Consider the following 2214-nt stretch of genomic DNA (forward strand, 5'->3'; position numbering starts at 1 on the left):
TAAGTTCAATGAATCTAATTTTTGTTTCTAAACTATACTTTGTCATACAAAAAGTGCACCTCCAAAAGTCATATTTTATGTCTAACTTTTAGGGTGCACTTCATTTTCAGCCTCTTTTATATTTAAAAGTTATATTAATCCCAATATCAAATAATATAATTAATTTATTTTTTAGCTTATTTTATACACCATCTGGAAGAGTATCCACTGTGTCGTCTTCTTTTAATACTACATTTAGTATAAGAGCAACTACAGTACCAGTACTAACACCTGATGAGAAGATCATACTTAGTGCTTCTGGTAATTTTGCAACAAACTCAGGTCTTACAGCAACTCCAAGTCCTAATCCAACTGAAACTGCTATTATAAGAATATTACGATTGTTTAAGTTTATTCTACCTAATGTTTTAATTCCTGATGCAGCAACAACACCAAACATAACTAATCCTGCTCCACCTAGCACAGGGTCTGGCATTATAGATATTAATGCACCAAATTTAGGGAACAATCCAAGTAAAGCTAGTATTATACCAGACACAATAACAACAAATCTACTAGCAACTTTAGTTAAAGGAATTAAACCAACGTTTTGACTAAATGATGTATTAGGTCCAGCTCCAAAGAATCCAGCAATCATACTTCCGACACCGTCAGCTAGAACACCATCAGCAATTTCTTTATTTGTTAAAGGTCTTTCTGCAACTTCACCTGTAGCTATTAATACTCCAACAGTTCCTATAGTAGCTGCTAAGTACGCTGGAAGGAAAGGAAGAACAGCTTTAGGTGTAAAGTCTATACCGAATCTAAATATTTGTGGTAAAGAGAACCATTTTGCATCTATAACAGGTTGGAAATCAAGCATACCTAAAGGATAGCATATAATGTAACCTGCAACTATACCTATTAAAACAGAAGCACTTCCTAATATACCTTTACCATATCTATTTAAGAAAATAATAATTAATAACACAATAATTGCAACTACTATGTTTTGTAGACTACCATAACCTGGTTTTCCAGCTCCACCAGCTGCCCAATCTATAGAAACAGGAATTAAGCTAACTCCTATAAGAGTAACAACAGTACCAGTAACAACTGGAGGGAAGAATTTCATTAAAGGTTTTAAGAATCTACTTAATATAATTTCTACAAAAGAACCCATTATAGTTGCTCCGAACATTCCTGGCAGACCTAGACCCATACCTGCTGAAGTTCCTACTGCTAACATAGGTCCAACGAATGTAATATCAGTACCCATTACACATGGAACCTTTGCTCCTACAGGTCCAATACCTCTAGCTTGAATAAAAGTAGTAATACCTGATACAAATATAGTAGCACTTACTAAGAATGCTATATCTCCAACAGGAAGACCCAATGCTTGGCCTATAACTAATGGAACAGCAACTATTCCTCCAAATGAGGCAATAAGATGTTGAAATCCTAGTATAATAGATAAACCTAGTGGTGGTTTATCATCCATATTATACAATAAGCCGGATCTTCTTGAGCTAACGTTTTCACTCATATTAAATGACCTCCTACTTTAAATTTTTAATTAAAAGATTCGACAAACGTTATCCTAAAGAATAATAAAAAATAAGTCAATAGGAAAAACGTTTGCAAAAGTTACCTACAAACCAATATCAAAACATAAGATAAATATACATTAAACCGATATAAAAAGTCAACACTAATAGCTAAAAATATGTCAACTTAACTAGAATTATATCAAAAATAGTAACAAATACTTTAATATTCTGTGTTAATTAGAAGCGTAAAGTTTTTTAAAAAAATATTTAATAATTTTTTTAGTTTGTATATTACTATTTTATTTAACTCTATTTAATATAATTTATGACGAATATGTGATGTTTATCACCAAATTAATTTTTATAATAGTTTTATCCATATGAAAAATATAATAAGATATTTAAATAAAAAGAAAATAAAAAGAGAATTCTTATAAAAAAGAATTCTCTTTTTAAAATTTTAAGTTAACACTCTATTTGCAAAGATATAAATATTTAAATAAAGCAATATGCTAGATTAACTTATATTATGTTGGATCGACTTCATTTTCCTCACTATCATCTTTTAATAATATATTTAATAATAAAGCTACTATAGTACCAGCACTAATTCCAGATGAGAATAATTTTTGTAATATACCTGGTAAATTTGCTACGTATTCAGGTCTTACAGTTATTCCAA

The 2214-nt window shown here is 30.2% G+C and carries 1 protein-coding gene; it reads right to left on the bottom strand.

Annotation, left to right across the window (positions count from 1 at the left end; all coding sequences use genetic code 11):
• Positions 1–181: 181 nt before the first annotated feature.
• Positions 182–1528 (bottom strand): nucleobase:cation symporter-2 family protein, encoded by a 1347-nt coding sequence (locus CLPU_RS16125; protein ID WP_050379106.1) that lies wholly within the window; start codon positions 1526–1528, stop codon positions 182–184.
• Between the last annotated feature and the right edge of the window lie 686 nt (positions 1529–2214).

Source organism: Gottschalkia purinilytica, from assembly GCF_001190785.1.
Classification (GTDB): domain Bacteria; phylum Bacillota; class Clostridia; order Tissierellales; family Gottschalkiaceae; genus Gottschalkia_A; species Gottschalkia_A purinilytica.